Source organism: Bacillus sp. AFS059628, assembly GCF_002571225.1.
GTDB lineage: Bacteria > Bacillota > Bacilli > Bacillales > Bacillaceae_G > Bacillus_A.
Map to the genome: position 1 here is coordinate 50028 of NZ_NVEC01000004.1, position 20821 is coordinate 70848.

A 20821-nucleotide genomic window follows, 5' to 3' on the forward strand; every position below is an offset into this window, starting at 1 on the left:
ATAAATATTTTTCTGAATTTTACAATTTTTATAGTTAGACAAAATCTGCAAGTGTTTTTCTACATACAAAAAGGCCTAACTTAAAAATAAGTTAGGCCTTTCATCTTAATTAGAATTATTTTCTACTTTCTCTAACCCTTCAGCTAATTGTTTCTTATCTAGCCCTTCCCCTATCACTACCAAGTTCGTCGGGAAACCGAAGTCTTGTTCCAGTAAAGTAGGTACCCCAAATGAATATTGGAATAAGTGCGGGTATTTATCTCCATGGAATTTCACAAATCCTTTTACACGATAAATACTGTCTGGTAACTTTGAAAGCCATTCATATAAATTGTCTTGATCAATTGATTTCGTAAATTGATATGTCATCGTTTGTATATGTAAATGCTGTTTTACATGTAGTGTCTCATGTTCCGCGTCATTCGTAAATTCAGCTTCTTCTATGTCTTCTAAAGATATATTACAATATTTTGTTTCAAACAATTTCGCATGATTATTTATCACTTTCACTTCTTCTATTACTTTGTTCTTATCCGCATCTGTTAGTAAATCTGATTTATTAATTAAAATGTGGCTACCAAACTTCAGTTGCTCATGCAATAATTGTTGAACGTTTGCACTCAATACACTTCTATTTAACCATCTTACTGCATCCAAAACGACTACAATTGATTTCACTTCTAAGAAAGGTGCTAAAATTGGTGATACACATGCATCTAACACTTCAATTGGATGCGCAACACCTGTTGTTTCTATATAAATGACATCTGGCCTTTCTTGCTGATATAACGAATGCAACTGTATTTCAAGCTCTTCTTTTAGCGTACAACAAATACATCCTTTCAGAAGTTCTCTTAAAACATTCTCTTTTCCAATAATATCCGTGTCTACCGAGTATTCACCAATTTCATTCATTAATACTGCAACTTTTCTATTCTTCTTTTTCTCCGCTAACAATAGATTTTGTAATAATGTTGATTTTCCACTTCCTAAAAAACCACCTAATATATGAATTTCTACTTTATTCATGTGATCGACCATCCATTTCTTTATTTCAAACGTATTCAAAGCGTAATAATTACGATTTATATTTATTATTTTATTAAAAGAGTAGTGATTTGTAAATATATCTTCACTGTTCATTTACATCATACGCAACTCTAATTCCAGACTCTATTGCTCCTTGCATCCACCCATGTGTTAATGTCGTATGCTCTCCTGCAAAGTGTACTTTTCCAGCTGGTGATGTAATATACGGAAATAACTCGAGCTCTTGCCCCGGTTCGAAAGCTGTAAATGCGCCGCAAGAATACGGATTTTTACTCCAGCTAAAAGATGAGCCAGTAACAAACTCACTATAGACAATGTCACCGTATATTTCCGCTAAATTTTTTAATGCGTAACGAATACGATCTCTTTGCGAGAGACTATCCCATGTTAATGCCTCATCTGCCCACGTATAACTTGCTATAACGATTGCTGGTCCTGGAGTATGAATGCTATAACTCGGATAGTATGTAAACCGTATCGGTAAATCAGTAATAGATTTACCTCCACACTGTCCCGCTTTCTCCCAAAATCTACTTTTAAACTCTATTGCAATTTTAGTTGCAGCAATATAATTTAATTCACGAATTGCTCTTTTTTTAAAATAAGAAAATAAATAGTCTGGCTGAACTTCTACAAATCTTAACGCTGAAAATGGAATTGTAATAATAGCAAAATCACTTGTTATTGTAAATTTCTCTAACGTTTGTTCATGATTTCCTTGTAACATTACTTTATTACCTTCTTGTATGATTTTCTCTACTTTATATGACATAAAAAGATTATCTTTTAACTCCGGTAAAAATGAATTTGGTAATGCATCCATTCCGCCCATTATCTCGTAATATTTTGTCGTTGAAGTAAAAAAGATCATTTCACGTAATACTTCAATTAAAGACATTCCCATATATGCTTCCATATCAAGAAGTACACCGATCATATCGATTGCTCCGTCTGAATAATACTCCATTAAAAAGGAGCCAAGCGAATATGCTTTATACTTTTTTTCAATGATAATCCAGTTTATATTAGGATCTTTTTTTATAAAATTAAGTATTGGTTCTAATACTACTAACATTAACTCTTCTGCCGTTTTTCCTTTTTCATTCTCTAAAATGGGATATCCAAGTATACTTGGGTTTGTTTCAAACAAGCTCAATCTCGTTTTAATATTATTTGTATAAATAATATCTGAAGCGGTTTTATTTATAAACAGATTTAACGGTAATTTAAATTTGCGAATGTATGCTAAAGTTAACTCATGTGTTTCAGGAATTCGCATTGGCCCTGCATTAAAATATAAACCTCTGCTAAACGGTTCGCGCATCGTATATATTCTTCCGCCTGTTCGGTTATTCGCTTCTAAGATTGTTATGTCATGCCCTGCTTCTTTCAATAAAGACGCTGCAACTAACCCTGAAATTCCTGCACCAGCAATAACAACCTGCTTTGGGTTATTCGTTTTAACGAGCCCCACATTAATAATATGAAGCATTCTTTCCATCGTTAATGGCTGTATCATGCATTTTTCCCCTTCAATAAAGGATTTTATTGCATTATATTCGGTTAACTTGCTTCCTATGTTTCATGCAAAGAATTGCACGGATACATTTTCAATTACTTGAATATCTTTTATAAAATGTAATAAACTAGATATGACTCTATAGAAGTAAGACGTATTATCTTACATAATAAAATCAATGAAATTGCGAGGAATTTTGAAATGAAAAAAGGTATTAACCGAGTTGTATTAGTAGGAACAGGAGCGGTGGGATGTAGTTATGCTTACTGCATGATTAACCAAGCTGTAGCTGAAGAATTTGTTTTAGTAGATGTAAACGAGGCAAAAGCTGAAGGAGAAGCGATGGATTTAAGTCATGCTGTTCCTTTTGCACCAGCTCCAACTAGAGTATGGAAAGGTAGCTACGAAGATTGTAAAGATGCAGATCTTGTAGTCATTACAGCTGGATTACCACAAAAACCAGGCGAAACACGTTTAGATTTAGTTGAGAAAAACGCAAAAATCTTTAAACAAATCGTTCGCAGTATTATGGATAGCGGCTTCGATGGTATCTTCTTAATAGCAACTAACCCTGTCGATATTTTAACTTACGTAACTTGGAAAGAATCTGGTTTACCGAAAGAACGTGTAATCGGTTCTGGTACAACGCTTGATTCTGCTCGTTTCCGCTATATGTTAGGTGAGTACTTCAATATTGGTCCGCATAACATTCATGCTTATATTATCGGTGAACATGGTGATACAGAACTTCCTGTTTGGAGTCACGTATCAGTCGGTGTTCAAAAACTACAAACGCTTCTTGATAAAGACAACACATACACGCAAGAAGATTTAGACAAAATCTTCATAAACGTTCGTGATGCAGCTTACCATATTATTGAGCGAAAAGGTGCAACTTACTATGGTATCGGTATGTCCCTTCTACGTGTTACTAAGGCCATTTTAAACGACGAAAATAGTGTATTAACTGTTTCGGCATATTTAGAAGGTCAATACGGTCAAAAAGATGTTTATATCGGTGTCCCTGCTGTTTTAAATCGCAGCGGTGTTCGTGAAATTTTAGAAGTGGAATTAAGTGAAGAAGAAGAATTAAAATTCGATCACTCTGTTCAAGTGTTGAAAGAAACTATGGCTCCAGTTCTTTAATATGTATAGTAAAAAAGCAATCCATTTTATTTTGGATTGCTTTTTCATTGTTCGCTCATATAAAATATTCATTATTTTCTAATTGATTCCTCATTGTTTACATTAAGTACATCTAATAAGAAGATAAAGATTGGTATACCGATAATAAGCCCCCATATTCCGAGGAAATGCTCTGAGAAGATAAGAATCATAAATGTGTAGAATATTGGTAAATTTGTTTTTGCAGACATAAACTTCGGATTTAAAAAATAACTTTCAAGAGCATGGATTACTGTTATGAATACGAGTATGTATACTACGTACATAACTCCGCCTACGTTGTAAGCAATGATACAAAGTGGAAACAAAGAAATAATCACACCTGCAACAGGAATCAACCCTAGTAAGAAAATCATAACAGCTAATACAAGTAGCTGTGGAAATCCTAAAACGATTAATGCAATGACAGTAAGAATACAATTTACAACGGCAATTAAAAACTGAGCTTCAATTACTTTGCCGAACGACCTTGCAAATCTTTCACCAAAATATGCAATTTCCTCATAAAAGATTTTTAACTTACTATCTTTAAACTTAGATGTAAATGCAATAATACGTTCTTTTTCTAATAAGAAAAATAAGCTTAAAATTAGAGATAATAATATTTGTAAACTTACCTTCCCTATATTTGCTATTGATTGATAGATGACATCTACACCTTGTTCTATATATTTTGATACTTCCATCCCATTAATTGTCGAAAGTGCATATTTAACGATTTCATTATCAGGTGGATTTTGAAAAAATAGTTTAAATTGATAAATTAATTGTGAAATTTGTATCGTCAGCACAGGTAAATATTTATATAATGTTGTGGCGATAAAAGTTACTAATATTATATACAAACATGCGATAACAATTTTCCGATTCACTTTCAACTTCTTTGAAATAAAACGTTGAAACCGATCCATTAAAAACGTCAGTATAAACGTAATCAATATTAAATTAATCATACTTTTTAATCCATATAATAGAAGCGCTACTATTATTAAAACGAGAAACCGTTGGAACCCTCTGCTTCGAAAGAAATTTTTCACTTCATTCATTAAAATTTAACCTCCCCCTTCAATGGATGGAAATTGAATATATTACATTTTATGAACTTCTATAGACAATCTTTCTTACTAATTGAGAAGAATCCTTTTTTTCTTTTTATATTGTTAGATTCTTTTCATATTAGGCAACCAACATATTTTATTGGAGTCGTTTACCTTTTTACAGTTTTGGTGCTTTTCTTTTTGATTGAACAGTTTCTTTTCACCAAATTGCTTCCCAACAAACACCGCACCTACTGGCTCTCCATTGTTATCATATCCTACCGGAACAGCTGATTATGTATCGGTTTTAATACTCTATCTTTATCATATACGATACGCTCAGGTTCCTTTGGAAAATAATTTTTATACACGTAATATCCTCCGGCACATGCCAATAGAACAATACCTCCAGCAATAGACAGCGTTACCTTTACCCAATTCTTCATGTTGTTTCCTCCACTCTAAAAGTTGCTCCATTGTATTAAAAAAGAGAGTTATCCTTATAACTCTCTAATTAAAATGCTAAATGAAAAAATGAAGAATTTCAATTTCATTACTTCTTTTTTTGAATTTGCTTCGCTAATAATTCTTTCACTTGATTATATGATAATCCCGAATTTTCATTTAAACGTTTTACTTCTTCAACATCCGTACCTACCACTGTATACTTTTTCTCATCATTCATTTTCCCACTTCCCTTTCCATTATTTCTTATATTTTCCCCTAATCTCTTATTAATTAACACAAATACAAATACGGAAACTGGACGAAATTCAATAGCTAAAGGGAATTCAGTTACATAAGAGGAAAAGATAAAAAAATGTCGAATGTATATACTTGTTAAATTTAAGGGCTTGGAGGATACATTTTGAAAACATATGAGTTTAAACATAACACCCCAACATTAGAAGAGTATAAATATTTGTGTGATTCTGTTGGATGGACTGATTATATGAATTTTGAAGTGGCGGAAACTTCACTAAAAAATTCTATCCACTGCATCACAGTCAATGATAATGAAAAAATTATCGGCATGGGAAGAATTGTTGGTGATGGATCTATCTATTTCTATATTCAAGATATAGTAGTTCATCCGGATTATCAGAAACATAGTATCGGGAAAGAAATCATGCATCGTTTAGTTACATACTTGCATGAAAATGCCCCTGATAAGGCCTTTGTCGGTTTGTTTGCATCAGAAGGTAAAAAATCGTTCTATGAGAAATTTGATTTTAAAGATTATTCACCAAACATGACGGGAATGTTTACTGTCATTTCAAAAACATAATAGATTTTTAATTGTAAGGAAAGACTTCGGTTCATATGAAGGAATTTGTTCTTGCAATAAGAGTTTAACATTACATACGAAAAGAGAGTACATATATGACTAATACGTACTCTCCTTTTATTTCACTCTTTATATATTAAATTTCTTAATAAAATTTCACTACATCTTCAGTAGATAAGAATGTTCTTTCTCCTGGTTGTTCATTTGGCTCACCAAATGGCATTTGTCCCACTAAGCTCCACTCAGCTGGAATGTTCCAAGTTTCTTTCACTTCAGCATCTACGATTGGATTGTAGTGTTGCAGAGACGCACCAATTCCTTCAGCTGATAATAACATCCATACAGTATGTTGTAACATTGCATTTCCTTGATGAGACCAGAATGGGAACTGTTCTTTATATAATGGTGCATTTTCTTGCATTTTTTCTACTGTTGCTTGATCTTCAAAGAATAATACAGTCCCAACACCTGTATGGAAACCTTTTAATCTTTCTACAGTCGCTTCAAAGTTTTCTGCTGGTACGCGGGCTCTTAGTGTTTCTTTAACAATATCCCAAAACTTTTCATGCTCTCCATCCATTAATACAACCATACGGCCACTTTGCATATTGAAAGATGTTGGTGCGTGTAAAGCTGTTATTAAAACTTCTTCAATTCTTTCTTTCGTAATTGCATCGTTTTTTGTTACTTTACGAATAGAACGACGGTTCACGATTGCTTCTTTTAAGTTTGTTGTAGTTGCTGACATTTTTACTCCTCCAAATATTTGTTTTATAATTTATTTTGTTATTTCATAACAAGTGAATTAGCAATATCCATCTGTATTACATTGCATACCTTCAAATGAATTTGTTTTATCCTTTTTAATTTCTTTATCAATGACTCTTTGTAGCGTTTCTTTACTAGCAAGCCCTTGAATGACTTCATCACCAATCATGACAGTTGGAACAGCCATAATATTCGCTTCCTCATATGCGTGCTGAATCGCTTCTTCATGCTTTTCTTTATATTTACGAGTTACTAAAGCATCTTTAAATTCGGCTTCAGGAAGACCTACTTCTACCGCTAATTTTGTTAAAACATCGATATCTTCAATGTTTTGCTCTTCTTGGAAAAATGCTGTGAATACGCGGTGATGATACTCATTTCCAAGTCCACGTTCTTTCGCAAATTGACATCCTTCGAAAGCTAAATGTGTATATGGATGCGGAGAAACACGCGGCAAACGCATATCAATTCCTAACTTCTTCGCAGTTGGAAGAATGAAAGCATCCCATGAGCCTAATTTTTCTGGCTCATTCCATGGATCTATTTTTGAATATGGGCTTGGACGTAATTCAAATGGCATCCATTCAATCTCCACATCATTCTCTTTCGCTACTTCATCTAATGGACCTTTTGCTAAAAAACAAAATGGACATATAAAATCTGAGTATACTTTCATTTTTACAGTCATAACTTTTACACCTTACCTTTATTGTTGTAATCATTTCAGTTACATTAATTATAAAAAAATATAAATATGCTTTAAGCATTCATTTTTTCTTGCAAAGTTTCAAACAACTGCCCCATCGTAATATTTCTCAAAACTTCTTCCATCGCAGATTGTGCTTGTATTAATATAACTTCTAATACAGCTTGAATATTTGCTCCAATTGGACAATCTGGATTCGGTTGCTCGTGAATATGAAATAACTTGTCTTCTTCCACTACATTCACTGCATGATACACATCTAACAATGTAATTTCATGTAAATCCTTTAATAATCCCGCACCACCTGGACCGCGATTTACATATACAAAACCCGCTTGTTTCAAGTACGACATGATTTTGCGAATGACTACTGGATTTGTGTTTACACTTTCAGCCATATAGTCTGAAGTACAAAGTGAAGATGGATTGTTTTTCAAAATAGATAAAATATGAACAGCTATAGAAAAGCGGCTACTAATTTTCATCGTAATCACCACCTCGATGTAATCATTATAGTTACAACAAAAAGATAAGTCAATCCTTTTTATAGATTTTTTATAAACAAATTAAAAAGTGTCCCATTATGATATATGAGACACCTCTTTTTATTCTGTAAATAACGCTTGAAATTCCTCAATAAATAGCTGCACAGCGATTGAAGAATCCTTTAATGAAGGAACAGCTAAAGCAATTTCTCTCCATACTTGTGGTTCCAATTCTCTCGTTTGCACATTCTGTGGTAAATTTGTTAAAGATAATTCGGCTAATATTGCAATACCTAATCCTTCTTGAATCATGTTTAAAGCTGTAGTAACGGTTGATATTACATACTCAGCCCGAAGTGGTACGTTAGCTTGTTTAAACATATCAATAATGGGTGGTTCGTATCCACCCTTACATAATATAATCGGTTCATTCTCTAAATCACTAATTGTAATAGAGACCTTCTTACAAAGAGGATGATCATCTCTTAAGATAACAACCATTTTCCCTTTCGTTAATGGAACAATCTCCATCTCTTTATTAGGCAAAATAACAATTCCTATATCAATAACCCTCGATACTAACCAATCTTCAACTTCTTGAATCGTCCCTTCACAAAGAACGACTTCTAAGTTCGGATACTTCTCCTTAAAATGATTTATCATTTTCGGTAAGAAATGTGCCGAAGCACTCGGAAAACTCCCAATTCGAATCGTCCCAACTTCGTGTCCTTTCTCCATCGCAACTTCTTGTTCAATCTTCTCTACACCGTTCAAAATCTCTCTAATATGTACAAGAATTCTGTTTCCTACATCTGTAACGATTAGCCCTTTTCGTTTATCACGTATAAGAATCGTAACTCCTAACTCTGACTCGATACTTGAAATCGCATGACTTACCGCTGGCTGCGTCATATTTAACACCCGAGCTGCCTTCGTAAAACTACCTAACTCAACAGTTTTTATTAATACTTGCAGTTGTGTAATGGTCATAACTAATCACTTATACTCCTTATAAAAAAGATTCATTTTATTTATTACAATCGATATCATATCATAGTGAAATGAATAACAACAAGGAGGTCTTACCGTGACACAGCTTTCTCGAACTAAGACGGCCATCATCCTTACCTTTCTCGTTTTCATGTGGGGAATCAATTGGCCTTTATCTAAGTTTGCCCTGCATTATACACCACCCGTTTTATTCGCAGGCGTTCGAACTTTAATTGGAGGATTCATTTTACTCCTGTTCGCATTACCGAAATACAAAGAGTTACACTTAAAAGAAACTTGGCATTTATACGTTATTTCTTCTTTACTTAACATCATTATATTTTACGGATTACAAACTGTAGGTCTTCAATATATGCCTGCTGGATTATTTTCCGCCATCGTATTTCTACAACCTGTTTTACTCGGCATTTTCTCATGGATTTGGCTTGAAGAATCTATGTACGGGTTAAAAATTTTCGGGCTTGTTCTCGGATTTATTGGCGTAGGTGTGATTAGCTCTAGTAGTTTAACTGGACATATTTCTATTATCGGCATCCTTCTCGCGTTAGGATGCGCGATTGGCTGGGCACTTGGCACAGTATTTATTAAGAAGACTGGGCACCGCGTTAATGCTATTTGGATGGTAACACTGCAGCTTATTATTGGCGGATTCTGCTTAATTGGATTTGGATCAGAGTTTGAAAGCTGGTCTAGTATCGCTTGGAGTATACCATTTATTAGCGTACTACTCTTTATTTCATTCTTTGTTATTGCAATGGGATGGCTTGCATACTTTACTCTTGTTGGAGCTGGTGAAGCAAGTAAAGTTGGGGCTTATACATTTCTTATTCCACTAATCGCTATTATTGTAAGCTCAATTTTCTTACATGAGGCCATTACGATTAGCTTATTCATCGGACTATTATTTATTGTGGTGAGTATTTGTTTCGTAAATATAAAGCCGAAGACACTCGCTGTAAGGCCGCAGGTTGAAGTGAAATAGATATGGGAAAGAGCCTACTGTTTGTAGGCTCTTTTTCATATATTACTTTTTACGGCGCACTACAAAAACACACGCCCCTACTGACGATACAATCGCCAAAATAGATAGGGCAATGGCTATCAATTGCATATTACTAGTACCTTCATTCTTTTCTACATTAGACACTTCACCATGTTCTCCTGTTACTGACGTACCTTTTGCGATTGTAGTAAGTGAATGTGGTTTTTCAGCTTTTTCATCGCCTGTCCATTCAACAATTTCTCCGTCTTTATATTGTTGATATGCATCCCAAGCTATTTTTTGTTCTTTATCAGGGTTTTTAGCGACGAAAGTAAATCGCTGGAACTGACCGGGTAAAATCCCATCTCCTGTTGCTTCCCATACTACAGTTTTCACTTTTCCAGCATTATCTTTTTGCTCTTCCACTTTCCACCCTGGCACTGGTTCATACTGTTGGAACTCTACTCCAGACGGCATTTTCAATGTAACTTTTGTCGTTGCTACATTCTTTTCAACTGGTACTTTTATCGTGTAAGTCTCCCAAGAACCAACGTCAGAAGTTTCCGGCTTTACAGTAACGTGCGCACTAACAGGTAATGAAAAAATCCCCATTGCAATTATTGTTGCGATTATTGTTGTACCCAATTTTTTTATTCGTTTCATTTTCTATTAACTCCTTTTTATCTATACCTTTGCTTTATCTGCCGCCTACTATAAATTTATAATCCGTATCAAAACTATCAAGAGATTTTGTTAATCCATGCACTTGTATACTCCAGTTTCCTGTCATGTTAATATACATACCTTCTGCTTCGTATTCTCCTGGTGAAACTGCGGAAGCTTTAAATGAACCTTTTCCCATATTCATATCTAATGATTGTGTTGTTAAAATAATTTGCTCCATATCGGTAACAGGTTGTCCGTTCTCATCCTTTAAAGTAATATGGAATATATTTTGTCCTACTTTATTAGGACTTACATTTAGCGTCATTTCATATCCATTATCCAATTGTTTACTCTCAGTAAAAGGTCCAGTAGGAGGCATCGGCGGTGTTTGTATGTTTGTCATAAAAGCTACGATTACGAAAATGATAATTCCAATGATAAATTCTACTTTCACTGTAGCGCCTAATCCTTGCTTCGCTCTCATTTTCCCTTTCACATAATGAACAATTCCCAATATCCCCATGAAAATGAATAAAAGTATCTTTACTAATAAAGCTAATCCATACTTCGTATCAAATAATGAGTGGATTGTCGGAATAAAGAATGTACTGTTAAAAAGACCTGTTATTAAAATCACGATGACAGCACCTGTTGCACATGGTGAAAAACGCTTAATCATATCCCAATACATACTCCACTTGTCATCCTCTTTACGTAATAGAAGAATAATGGATGATAGACCGCCAATCCATAATGATGCTGCAAATAAATGCAGAAAATCCATAACGACAGCAATCTCTTTAAACTTTAAACCATATGCGTGACTATTAAATGCTTTCATAACAAGGATCCCAATAAACAATACTATTGGAATGCTCCATACTTTAAACGATGAAAACTTCTCACACTTCATCGCAAAATATGTAACAATTATAAGCAAACTAATAAGAGCCATTTGAGTGAGCCATACATAACTAAAAACAGAAAGCTGTAACGTTTCTTTTAATAGTAAAAGATCAAATGCTTCTAGCCATGAAACATCAGCATTTATTTTCGCTTGCAATGGTAGATTGAATAGTAAACTAATGAATATGCCAATTAATGAAATCCATATTATTTTTTTACTTCTTGATCGAACCAATGTTGCATTCCCTTTATACATAATAAGATTAAAGAATAGCACTCCTATAAATAAGGAGAAACCTGTATATAGAACTCCACGCTCCATAATCATATCGATTTGCGGGACATACCCCATCTCTTCTACTTGTACATCGTCTGCTCCAGCTTCCGCTAATCCAATTCGGAACGGAATAACTCCTTGAATAGGATGGCCGTCAGCAGAAATTACTTTCCACTGAATAGAGTAGAGACCATTTTTGAGATTCTCTTTTAATCCAGCTTCTAATAGCTTTTTATTTTTTTTATCAATATGAGCATCTTTTAAATCGACCCTTTTACCTGATGTATCTCTCACGTATAATGTATTAAAACTTGAGACTTGTATGTCCTCATCGAATTCAATTTTCACAACTGCTGGTGCTTTCTTCAACGTTTCATTTTCAGCAGGGTTTGATTTCACAATATACGCATGAGCAGATGCACTTTTTGGTATCCATATGATAAGCACACACGCAAGTAATAGCCCTGTCCCTAACCTTTTCATTACTTTCACAATCATTTCACTTCTTTCTTCCTCATCACTATATTTCCTCTTACCTTCCTAAGTTCGATTCTCCACCGAAATATTAACCTGATTAAATATAAATTTTTATACAGTGTAACTCTTTATTTCTCCCTCACCTCTAAACTTCTAATACAATAGTAACTACCTTCATAGATACAACTTACATTTTTAAAGCAGATTGTTATTATATCATAAAATATATTTATGTAAGTTCCTGAAGAAGAAAAGTTATCGTGAATGATTTGTGAAGAAAATGTGAAATTCATAAATAAAAAAAGGCATTACGCTTTTACGCAATACCCTTCTTCCATCATAAAATTTCTTTACTTCTCTTCTGGATAATCACAATACTCTATGATTGTTCCCTCTGTATCCGCTGGATTAAGATAGATTAATCTTCTGCCGTGTTTATTAATTCGAAGCGTATGCTCTAACGTTCGAATACCTTGTTCTTTTAACTCTTCTAGAGCCACATCTAAATCATCGACACGATATGCGACGTGATGAACACCTTTGCCTTTTTGTTTAATAAAGCGTGCTATTGGAGATGTCGTATTATTCGTCGGTGCAAGTAATTCAATTCTATCTCCATCCACTTCAAGAATGGCTACTTCGCTTTCAACACCAAGAGCTTCACTTACGTAACGATCTATTAAAGTTCCTAACAACACATTTTCATAAAAACGTATCGTACTATCTATATCTCGAACTGCGATGCCGATATGATCAATTGTTTTTTTCATTTTATTTCCCCTACAACTTTATTTTCTTTCATTATTAATAGTAACAAAAAAAGTTATAGAAACAAGTTCTATAACTTTTTTATTTAACCTATTTTCTTATTCGCACTAGTTGCTGGTTGAACTTGATTTTTCCCTTTTAAAGCGCTAATGCCGTATCCGATAAATCCACCGATAATCGCTGGGAAGATCCAACCTAATCCTACTTCTTGCATCGGAAGGAATTTAGTGAACACTTGGCTTACTACTTCAATGTTAACGCCAGCTGCACTTAATCCATCAAATAAGCTGATAATAAATGTTACGATTAAGCTCACTTGGTAAACTTCAGCTCTTCCTTTGAATAATGAATGGAAGAATGTTAAGAAAATCAATACGATTGCTAGTGGATAGATTGCTGTTAATACTGGAACAGAAACTGCGATTAATTGTGTTAATCCTACGTTTGCAACAATTGCACTAAATACACATAGCGTGATGGCAATTGCTTTGTAAGGGACATTTGGGAATAACTTATGGAAGAATGAAGAACATGCTGATACAAGTCCCACACTAGTTGTTAAACACGCTACTGTGATCATTAATCCTAATAATACTCCACCATATGATCCGAAATAGTAGTTAGAAACTTTCGCTAATACTTCTCCACCATTCTCTAAATGTCCAAGCTTTGCAACACTTGAAGCACCCATATAAGAAAGGGCTGTATAGATAATTGCTAAAATAGATGCTGCAATGATTGTCGCTTTTGCACAAACGATCATAATCTGTGTTTTCGTTTTCGCACCTTTTTCTTTAATTGCATTAATGATGATGATTCCAAATACGAATGATGCAAGTGTGTCCATTGTTAAGTATCCTTCTTGGAACCCTTTAAAGAATGCATGTGATGTATAAGCTTCCACTGGTGCTTGCATATCTCCAATCGGATGTATAAAAGCAACGATTACTAATATACCGATAAAAGTTAACTTAATTGGTGTTAAGATTTTTCCAACAATATCGACAATTTTCGCAGGATTTAGCGAAAAAAAACAAGTGATGCTAAAAAATACAATTGTGAAAAGAATTAAAGGTGTAGAACCTACTCCCTCTGGCATAAACGGCTTAAGACCAATTTCATAAGAAACATTTCCTGTTCTTGGTATTGCAAATAACGGACCGATTGCTAAGTATAAAACTGTTGTAAACACAATCCCGAACACTGGGTGAGCCCGACTTGCTAATGACTGTAAATCATCTTTACCCGAAAAACCAAATGCTAGTACACCTAGTAATGGTAAACCTACACCTGTTACTAAAAATCCAGCGTTTGCAATCCATACATTCTCTCCTGCTGATTGACCAAGCATTGCCGGGAATATTAAATTTCCTGCTCCAAAAAATAGTGCGAATAACATTAATCCAATAACTACTATGAACGAAAACGGTACTTTGTTCGTCATAATATAACCTCCATTCCGATCCTTTTTATCTCATTTTCCATTTTTAACTAATTGAATTTTCTGAATTTTTAATTCGATTATCAACTATTCTTGAACTCATTATAGTTTGCTATATAATATTTTGCAATACTATTTTCAAACTTTTCTTTTATTTTATAAATATACATTTTTTAACACAAAAAATAGACTAAAAAACCAACATGGTCATCCATGTTGGTTTTTCCGTTTACTATCATGAATTAAAATTTCGCAGCTACTTTTTTAACGTTCTCTAAACCTTCTTCAATAATTTGTTGTGAACGATCTGGATATTGATTGTGCCCTTCAATTACAACAGTCTCTGGATTTGTAATTCCCCAGAATCCAAGCACATTCGTTACATAATTAACTGCCATTTCCATAGGAGCCATTTGTTCTGAAGAGTAATCTGAACCACGCGCACCTAATACAACGACCTTCTTATCACCAGCTAAACCTACTGGGCCATTTGCTGTATATTTAAACGTTTTTCCAGCTTGAGATAAGTATGAAATATATGTGATTAATGGCGCTGGTACTGTGAAGTTCCATAGTGGGAACGCAAATACAACTTTATCAGCTTCTAAAAACTGATTTAAATATTGATCTACCGTTGCTACAGCCTTCTCTTCTTCTGCTGTTAACTCCATTCCTTGACTACGTTTATATCCACCTGAAATAGCGATATTTCCGTAATACGGAAGATCTAATGCAAATAAATCTAACTCTGTAATTTCTGTATTTGGGTTGGCTTCTTTATAAGCACTTACAAATGTTTCATACATTCTTGAACTAACTGCTTGCTCCGCTGGACGATCGTTTGCTTTTACAAATAATACTTTTGACATTGTTTTATTCCCCTCTACTTTTGTATTTTCTTCTTTTTTACCAAATAATGAGCTAAATAATCCCATTTTCTTCACCTAAACTTTCTTATCATATTCATTATTCATCATCATAAAAATTCTTATTCTAATAAAAAATTCCAATTGATATCTTAAGTAAAGATACCCGAAACTTTTTGTTATTTAATTACCTTATGTAAGTGATTGTAGTACATCTACTTACTTTAGTCAAGTAACTTTAATTAAAAAATAATATCTCGGGTTAAAAATAATGATCACAATACAATTCATACACCCATTGTAGCTTTATTGTTTGTATAATGGATGTAGAGAGGGCAATTCATATTTAGAAAGGATTCACTCATGAGCACTATAGAAAAGATTCAAACTTTTATTATTCTTTTTGCTGTTACATGCGGCATCGTAATCGGACAATTTAATTTGATACATATGTATGCAGAGCAATTTATTGTCCCCTTCTTATTTTTCATGCTATATGTATTATTCCTCAGCATTCCATTGAAAGAAATAAAAAATGGGTTCCGTAATTTAAAATTTGCTGGAACGAGCCTCACCATTAACTTTTTATGGACACCTTTACTAGCTTGGGGGTTAGGAGCTCTATTTCTTTCAGATCATCCAGCACTTTGGGTTGGATTCATTATGTTAATGGTTACTCCATGTACAGATTGGTACTTAATCTTTACTGAAATAGCAAAAGGAAATGTAGCACTTTCTACTACAATTTTGCCTGTAAATTTAATATTGCAAGTACTACTTCTTCCCATTTATTTATTTTTATTTGCTGGTGTCATGAAGACTGTAGCGCTTTCTGTTTTAGTAGAAAGTATCGTTATCGTTATCGTCTTACCCTTTGTACTTGCACACGCTACAAAATTCATTATGAATAAAATGAAAAAAGCCGAAACACTAGAGAATAAACTCATTCCGTTTTTCAGCTCTGCACAAATTGTATTTTTAAGTTTAGCAATCGTAGCGATGTTTGCATCACAAGGTAAATATTTACTACAAAATATGAATGTCGTTTTCCTATTACTCATTCCCGTTATTTTATTCTTCATCATTAATTTTGCACTCGGGCAATTTATCGGACGCATGATGCGTTTATCTTATAAAGATACAGTAAGTCTAAACTTAACAACTTTAGCAAGAAACTCACCTGTTGCACTCGCTATCGCTGTAACAGCTTTTCCTGACGAGCCTCTTATTGCACTTGCACTCGTTATTGGACCGTTAATTGAACTGCCAGTACTTACTTGTGTTTCACAGGTGTTGTTGCTTATTAAGAAAAAACAGCAATACACATAACAAAAAACGTCCTACTTTAGGACGTTTTTTTATCGTCGAGAAATTATAGAAGTAACGATAATTATTGACTCTAAGGATTTTATACGTTTTAGACACGTTATTAACAAATCCATTCTAATTAAATATTAAAGGAAAAGTAAATATGACGAACGCTGCCCAAAGTCCGTAAATTGGCAAATATTTCGTAACGGCGTCTTGGATAGCTGTCAGTCCTGATTTGTTTTGCAAGAAACGCGTATAGGAGAACATAATCCAAATGAGATTTGCCCAAATCAGTATGTTTACACCTAAAACAGCAAGTCTATTAGGTGTAATCCCGTAAGAAGAAAGTCTGAATACGATGGCTGACAATGCGACAGTGTCAATAATAAGTGCCAGAACAATTAAGGCAAAATTTATATAATCTGAAATGCTCTTTTTCTCATCTGAGTCACTCTCAACGATAGAAAATATAGTAACAGCCAATACACCAAGGAGTATTCCGTTAAAGGCCATTAGAAAATTACGGTCCAAGAATGGATTTTTCCCGACCCAAATTACCGTTATAAGATAAATAAACAATGTGATCAAGACAAGCGGACTAAAAATTTTAGATATGTATGGCGTAATATTTTTAGCAAGTTTAAGATTCAATGATACTAAGTATGCAGCCACTACAGCGAGGGCGGCAGCTCCAAATAAAACAACATTACTAAAATAGAACTCTCCTATATCCAAGTCAACAAAGCTAAATAATCGCATAGTGAATAATGCTAGTATCATTCCGCTCACTGCCATGCTCGCATAGAGAAGGCAATATTCCAAATTAAATTTAATATAAGCTAATCTTGTACTGCCTTTTGAATATTCATTTCCTGTAAACGCAAGCCCTACTAAGACCCATAAAAATATAGGAAGATGTAAATAAGCAAGGATGGTACTGTCTTTATAATTTACTGGCAACATATTAAGATAAAATCCGGCAATTAGGAACAACGCTGCAAGGAAATAAATAATACTTTTTTTCGGAGTATTATTGTAAATAAAATAAGTAGCGATAAAGGGAATTACACCAAAAGCCAAGTTAATTGGAGCAATTGCTTCCTGCTCAACAAAGTGGAAAATGATTCTGGTGCTTAGCCCAGCTAGAATAGCTAACATACCCATGAATAAGAAACCTTTTTGAAACAACGATACTTTTTCTTTCTTTGCCGTCTCCTTGAAATGCAATCTTTCATACCAAGCAGCTAGAACCTGAGAATCAGGTTTTTCATCCCATGCTTGTGAGAATGACTTTTTAAAAGCTTTCGGGTCTTTTCTATACATTCTCTCCAACTCATGAGGTTTATCCATATTTTCAATAATTAAATTATTAATGCCCATATTTATACCTCCTCTAATTAAAAAATAAAGTTGTTACCTTTTCCATAAAAAGCACCACACTTATTTATTATGATTTTGATTTTAATATAAATTTTATCGTTTTACAATAAATTTTTATTTTTTAAGATAATATTTTTATTGCATACTTCCATAAACATCAGTATAAACTACTTACAGTTTCTCTTAATTACTTTTTCCTTTTTTATAAAAAATGATCAAGATAATATAAACGTCCTATTTGAATACTATCTTTTCAAATATTTTTTATCGCTAGCATACAAAATAAAAAAGCATGACATAAATTTGTCATGCTTTTTCAAACTTAACCTTCTATTTGTTAAAACCACTTAATTCTCAAACACAAAATTAATCTTATTATCTTTCCACTCTAACTTCGCATCAAATGTTTTCTCGCCTTTTTTAAAGCCTTTAATTAAATCGGTCTTTTCACCTTTTAAGAGCTTTGTCATGTTCTTTTGCGAAATTGTTTTACTTAATATTTTCTTTGAGATGGTAAAGTCACATTGCGTTGTGTTGTAGTTAGAACAACCGTAAAACGTTGACTTATCAATCACATCGCCATCACACTTTTTACAGCTACCAACCTTTTTACCTGTTGTAAACTTCGATCCTTTTCGCTCAATCGATTCAACATGTAATCCAGTGAAATCCCATTTCTCAGACATTTCCACCGCATCTTCAATAATTTTAGCTGATAGCTTTTTCGTTTGCTCCATAAATGTAGCTGGTGATGCTGTGCCTTCACCGATTTCCGCAAGACGCTGCTCCCATTTCGCTGTCATTTCTGGTGAAGCTAGTATTTTATCACCGATTGCGGTAATTAATACTTTCCCTTTATCGGTTGCATACACTTGGTTTTTCTTCACATCTATATATTTACGGTCTTTTAGCATCGTAATAATTCCAGCGCGAGTTGCTTCTGTACCTAAACCTTCTGTTTTCTTTAATACTTTCTCAAGTTCTTCGTTCTCTAAATACTTACCTGCCGTTTTCATTAACGTAATAAGTTGTCCTTCTGTATAACGCTTCGGTGGCTGTGTTTTTCCTTCTTTCACTTTCACTTTTACAACTTTCCCTTGTTCACCTTCAGCGACAATTGGAAGAATTGTTTCGTCATCTTTATCATCTTGGAAAATAACTTTACGCCAACCTTCTTGAATTTGCTGTTTTCCTTTTGAAATGAACTCAGCACGTTCATCTACAAGCGTTATAATCGTCGTATAATCAAAGATTGCAACTTCATAGTGAGCGGCAATCAGTCTCCTTACAATCATATCGTAAATTTTCTTTTCATCACCTGATAATCTGCTTGGGTTTGTAACTTGCTCTGTCGGAATAATGGCGTAGTGATCTGTTACTTTCTTTTCATTCACATAACGCTTATTATTCATAATTGATTCAACCGGAGCGGGTAATAAACCTTTATATTCATCAAACTGACTTAACTTCTGCAAAATATCAGGGAACGTTGCTGCCTCTCCTTGTGTCACATAGTTTGAATCTGAACGAGGATAAGAGACAATCCCTTTTTGATATAATGCTTGCGTTATATCAAGCGTCTTTTTCGGTGAAAATTTGAATGCTTTATTTGCTGTAGCTTGCAGTGACGATAAGTTAAATAAAAGCGGTGGCTGAAACTCTTTACGCTCCGTTTTCATTTCCTTTACTTCAGCTGGTTTCCCTTGGCAAAATGCCGCAATTTTATTTGCCATATCAGGGTCTTTTAAGCGGGATTCACTATCTTTCTCCCATTTCCCCTCATACTTCTTTCCTTCTATATTGAAGGTTGCGAATACTTCCCAAAACGGCTCTGACTTAAAGTTTTCTATTTCTTTTTCACGCTTTACGATTAATGCGAGTGTCGGTGTTTGTACACGTCCAGCGGAAAATACATCGTTCATTCCTTTTTTCTTTAGCAAAATACTAAAGACACGCGATGCATTCATACCAACGACCCAGTCCGCACATGACCTTGTGTATGCCTCATAGTACGTATTGATTGTATCTGATTCATCAAGCAAGTTTTTAAACCCTTGGTAAATAGCTTGTTTCGTTAAAGATGAAATCCAAAGACGCTTCATCGGCTTTTGCACGTTACAAAGATTAATAATGTTTCGTACGATTAATTCCCCTTCACGCCCAGCATCGCCCGCGTGAATAATTTCTGTTACCTGAGGATTATGTAACAGCTGTTTCACAACGTTAAATTGCTTATACTTTGACTTTGTTACTTCAAATTGAAAACGCTCTGGAATCATCGGTAACGTATTAAGTGACCATTTTTTCCACTCAGCGTGATAATGTTCTGGATTACATAACTGCGTCAAATGACCAATTGCCCATGTACAGTACGCTCCATTTGGAAATAACTCATTCGCTTCCACTTCTAAATATCCATCTTTACGGCGATATTTAAACTGTGAAACAAGAGCCAAACCTTGATCTGGTTTCTCGGCAATAATTAATTTCATTTTATAACTCCCTATCTGTATTCCAGTGTTACTTTCATTGTCTATCTGTTTAGAGGCGATGATAAAAGAACAATCTTATTTATCATTCGCGGTTTGTCTCGTAAATGGGAGACCTATAATATTATACGCTTATTCTTTATGGCTTCACAATAGAAACTCTTCATTTAACTCTTACATTCACATGCTCATAATTAAAAAGCCTTCCC

General features: G+C 34.1%; 20 protein-coding genes. 4 read left to right on the forward strand and 16 right to left on the reverse strand.

Annotated features, from left to right (window positions below; translation table 11 throughout):
• Positions 1 to 105 precede the first annotated feature (105 nt).
• Both COL05_RS03405 and COL05_RS03410 read right to left on the reverse strand, forming a co-directional pair.
• Complete coding sequence (locus COL05_RS03405; protein WP_098667577.1) at positions 106 to 1029, reverse strand: CobW family GTP-binding protein; 924 nt, start codon at positions 1027 to 1029, stop codon at positions 106 to 108.
• Between the two features lie 103 nt (positions 1030 to 1132).
• Entirely contained in the window at positions 1133 to 2569 is a 1437-nt protein-coding gene (locus tag COL05_RS03410; RefSeq protein WP_098667578.1) for a flavin monoamine oxidase family protein, read from the reverse strand.
• A gap of 201 nt (positions 2570 to 2770) precedes the next feature.
• On the opposite strand from COL05_RS03410, the gene COL05_RS03415 reads away from it, so the two are divergent.
• Positions 2771 to 3715 (forward strand): L-lactate dehydrogenase, encoded by a 945-nt coding sequence (locus COL05_RS03415; RefSeq protein ID WP_098667579.1) that lies wholly within the window; start codon positions 2771 to 2773, stop codon positions 3713 to 3715.
• 71 nt (positions 3716 to 3786) lie between these two features.
• Here COL05_RS03415 and COL05_RS03420 read toward each other — a convergent pair whose 3' ends face one another.
• From COL05_RS03420 to COL05_RS31680, 3 genes are all read right to left on the reverse strand, one after another.
• A complete protein-coding gene (locus COL05_RS03420; protein ID WP_098667580.1) occupies positions 3787 to 4800 on the reverse strand; it encodes an AI-2E family transporter in 1014 nt (337 codons plus the stop codon).
• A gap of 269 nt (positions 4801 to 5069) precedes the next feature.
• Positions 5070 to 5237 (reverse strand): hypothetical protein, encoded by a 168-nt coding sequence (locus COL05_RS31165; RefSeq protein ID WP_180233420.1) that lies wholly within the window; start codon positions 5235 to 5237, stop codon positions 5070 to 5072.
• A 107-nt stretch (positions 5238 to 5344) separates the two neighbouring features.
• A complete protein-coding gene (locus tag COL05_RS31680) occupies positions 5345 to 5476 on the reverse strand; it encodes a hypothetical protein (RefSeq protein ID WP_098667581.1) in 132 nt (43 codons plus the stop codon).
• 183 nt (positions 5477 to 5659) lie between these two features.
• On the opposite strand from COL05_RS31680, the gene COL05_RS03430 reads away from it, so the two are divergent.
• The gene (locus COL05_RS03430) at positions 5660 to 6079 is read left to right on the forward strand and encodes a GNAT family N-acetyltransferase (RefSeq protein WP_098667582.1); all 420 of its coding nucleotides are present in this window, start codon (positions 5660 to 5662) and stop codon (positions 6077 to 6079) included.
• A gap of 145 nt (positions 6080 to 6224) precedes the next feature.
• On the opposite strand, the gene COL05_RS03435 is transcribed toward COL05_RS03430, so the two are convergent.
• From COL05_RS03435 to COL05_RS03450, 4 genes are all read right to left on the reverse strand, one after another.
• Positions 6225 to 6827: a nitroreductase family protein gene (locus COL05_RS03435; protein WP_098667583.1), complete on the reverse strand. Its 603-nt coding sequence runs from the start codon at positions 6825 to 6827 to the stop codon at positions 6225 to 6227.
• A gap of 57 nt (positions 6828 to 6884) precedes the next feature.
• Complete coding sequence (locus COL05_RS03440; protein ID WP_098667584.1) at positions 6885 to 7535, reverse strand: DsbA family oxidoreductase; 651 nt, start codon at positions 7533 to 7535, stop codon at positions 6885 to 6887.
• A 71-nt stretch (positions 7536 to 7606) separates the two neighbouring features.
• Complete coding sequence (locus COL05_RS03445; protein ID WP_000704076.1) at positions 7607 to 8038, reverse strand: Rrf2 family transcriptional regulator; 432 nt, start codon at positions 8036 to 8038, stop codon at positions 7607 to 7609.
• Between the two features lie 120 nt (positions 8039 to 8158).
• Positions 8159 to 9028, reverse strand: a complete 870-nt coding sequence (locus tag COL05_RS03450) for a LysR family transcriptional regulator (protein ID WP_098667585.1) — start codon at positions 9026 to 9028, stop codon at positions 8159 to 8161.
• A gap of 97 nt (positions 9029 to 9125) precedes the next feature.
• On the opposite strand from COL05_RS03450, the gene COL05_RS03455 reads away from it, so the two are divergent.
• On the forward strand, positions 9126 to 10031 hold the full coding sequence (locus COL05_RS03455) for a DMT family transporter (protein WP_098667586.1): 906 nt from the start codon (positions 9126 to 9128) through the stop codon (positions 10029 to 10031).
• A gap of 42 nt (positions 10032 to 10073) precedes the next feature.
• Here the strand turns inward: COL05_RS03455 and COL05_RS03460 are convergent, their stop codons facing one another.
• The 5 genes from COL05_RS03460 to COL05_RS03480 all read right to left on the reverse strand — a co-directional run bounded on the left by COL05_RS03460 (position 10074) and on the right by COL05_RS03480 (position 15501).
• Entirely contained in the window at positions 10074 to 10694 is a 621-nt protein-coding gene (locus COL05_RS03460) for a YcnI family copper-binding membrane protein (RefSeq protein ID WP_098667587.1), read from the reverse strand.
• Between the two features lie 34 nt (positions 10695 to 10728).
• Positions 10729 to 12378, reverse strand: a complete 1650-nt coding sequence (locus COL05_RS03465; protein ID WP_142337335.1) for a copper resistance CopC/CopD family protein — start codon at positions 12376 to 12378, stop codon at positions 10729 to 10731.
• A 329-nt stretch (positions 12379 to 12707) separates the two neighbouring features.
• Complete coding sequence (locus COL05_RS03470) at positions 12708 to 13127, reverse strand: VOC family protein (RefSeq protein ID WP_098667588.1); 420 nt, start codon at positions 13125 to 13127, stop codon at positions 12708 to 12710.
• An 83-nt stretch (positions 13128 to 13210) separates the two neighbouring features.
• Positions 13211 to 14569: a branched-chain amino acid transport system II carrier protein gene (brnQ, locus tag COL05_RS03475; RefSeq protein WP_098667589.1), complete on the reverse strand. Its 1359-nt coding sequence runs from the start codon at positions 14567 to 14569 to the stop codon at positions 13211 to 13213.
• A 239-nt stretch (positions 14570 to 14808) separates the two neighbouring features.
• Positions 14809 to 15501 (reverse strand): FMN-dependent NADH-azoreductase, encoded by a 693-nt coding sequence (locus tag COL05_RS03480; RefSeq protein ID WP_098667590.1) that lies wholly within the window; start codon positions 15499 to 15501, stop codon positions 14809 to 14811.
• A 294-nt stretch (positions 15502 to 15795) separates the two neighbouring features.
• On the opposite strand from COL05_RS03480, the gene COL05_RS03485 reads away from it, so the two are divergent.
• Entirely contained in the window at positions 15796 to 16761 is a 966-nt protein-coding gene (locus COL05_RS03485) for an arsenic resistance protein (RefSeq protein ID WP_098667591.1), read from the forward strand.
• A gap of 114 nt (positions 16762 to 16875) precedes the next feature.
• Here the strand turns inward: COL05_RS03485 and COL05_RS03490 are convergent, their stop codons facing one another.
• Positions 16876 to 18123, reverse strand: coding sequence for a DUF4153 domain-containing protein (locus tag COL05_RS03490; RefSeq protein ID WP_098667592.1), 1248 nt, complete (start codon positions 18121 to 18123; stop codon positions 16876 to 16878).
• 347 nt (positions 18124 to 18470) lie between these two features.
• Positions 18471 to 20615: a DNA topoisomerase III gene (topB, locus tag COL05_RS03495; RefSeq protein ID WP_098667593.1), complete on the reverse strand. Its 2145-nt coding sequence runs from the start codon at positions 20613 to 20615 to the stop codon at positions 18471 to 18473.
• Positions 20616 to 20821 lie beyond the last annotated feature (206 nt).